Source organism: Tumebacillus permanentifrigoris, assembly GCF_003148565.1.
Classification (GTDB): domain Bacteria; phylum Bacillota; class Bacilli; order Tumebacillales; family Tumebacillaceae; genus Tumebacillus; species Tumebacillus permanentifrigoris.
Map to the genome: position 1 here is coordinate 1 of NZ_QGGL01000053.1, position 1,417 is coordinate 1,417.

The following is a 1,417-nucleotide window of genomic DNA, read 5'->3' on the forward strand; positions in this document are numbered from 1 at the left end:
GTGTGGACAACGGTTGTAAAATCTCCAATATAAACGGTTGAAAATTCCCCACTTCCAACGAATAGTCTCTCCGAGAGGAGAGAGATTTCATGGTCAAGAATGGGGAGTTTTTTGTGATCAAAGAGATGAAACAGCGTGGCATGAGCATCACTGCCATAGCAAAAGAACTAGGTCGAGACCGCAAGACAATCCGAAGATGGTTATGTGAGGATTATCCGGACACGTACCGACGTACCGTAGACAAGCCTGAAAAGCTCGCGCCATTCAAAGCGTATGTGCGTCAGCGGATGGAAGAAGGTTGTTTAAACGCGGTTGTGATTTTTGACGAGATTCGAGCTGCTGGTTATACGGGCGGAATCACGATCCTGCGAGACTTCATGAGACCTTTAAGACCCCAAGTTTCCTCGAAGGCAACAGTAAGATTCGAAACACAGCCCGGCCGACAGGCTCAAGTGGATTGGGGCGAGTTTCGAGTTGATTGGAGCGGCAAGAAAAAGAGACTCTACGCATTTGTCATGGTTCTGGGCTACTCTCGAATGCTCTATGTGGAGTTTACAGAAGATCAGCGGCTTGAGACCCTCATGGGATGTCACGAACGAGCAATGAACTATTTCGGTGGCATTACGGAAACCTGCCTCTATGACAATATGAAAACCGTTGTCGCGGGTACAGACGACCAAGGCGAAGTAGTTTGGAATGAGCGTTTCGCTCGCTTCGCTTCACATCATGGTTTTCTCCTCCGTCGTTGCCGTCCCTATCGGGCTCGCACAAAAGGAAAGGTGGAAAATGGAGTGGGTTACGTACGCAAAAACTTCTGGCCACGAGTGCAGACGTTTACAGATCTTCAGAATCTGAACGAACAAACTCTTCTCTGGTTAAACGCCATTGCAAATGTTCGCCTGCACGGAACCACTCAGAAGCGACCCATTGACCTTTTCGCTCAGGAACAATTGAAGCCATTGGTGTCAGAGCATTTTGATCGCGTGGACTTTCATGTTCGTAAAGTGTCGTCAGACTCACTTGTCTCCTACGAAGGAAACCGCTACTCCGTACCGATTCGGTTCGTCGGTCACCTCGTTCATGTGAAGGATGATCGTCGCGGCGGCATTCAAATCCACTACGAAAACAAGATCATATCTGAACACCGAAAGTCCTCTGGACAACGGGAAATTGTGCAACATAAAAACCACTTCGAAGGCATCCGAAAAGACACTGTCGCAAAACCGGTTCCCCAACCAACACCGCGACTTATGCCCTCTTCACCAATACCCGAAGTGGTCGTACGCCCCCTTGCCGTGTATGAACAGTTCACGGAAGAGGAGGTGACGCGCTCATGATCATTCAAGAGCGCCTGCAAGCTGCCTTTCAACAGTTCGGATGGGTACGGATTCCCGAAACCCTCCATGCTCATGCGGAA

1 protein-coding gene is annotated in these 1,417 nt (G+C 49.3%); it reads left to right on the top strand.

The window, feature by feature from the left end:
- Positions 1-89: 89 nt before the first annotated feature.
- Positions 90-1,337: an IS21 family transposase gene (gene istA, locus C7459_RS22790; RefSeq protein WP_109691466.1), complete on the top strand. Its 1,248-nt coding sequence runs from the start codon at positions 90-92 to the stop codon at positions 1,335-1,337.
- Positions 1,338-1,417 lie beyond the last annotated feature (80 nt).

Bases quoted from the DNA above. Each gene is read 5' to 3' on its own strand.
- istA (WP_109691466.1), top strand. From the start codon at position 90: ATGGTCAAGAATGGGGAGTTTTTTGTGATCAAAGAGATGAAACAGCGT.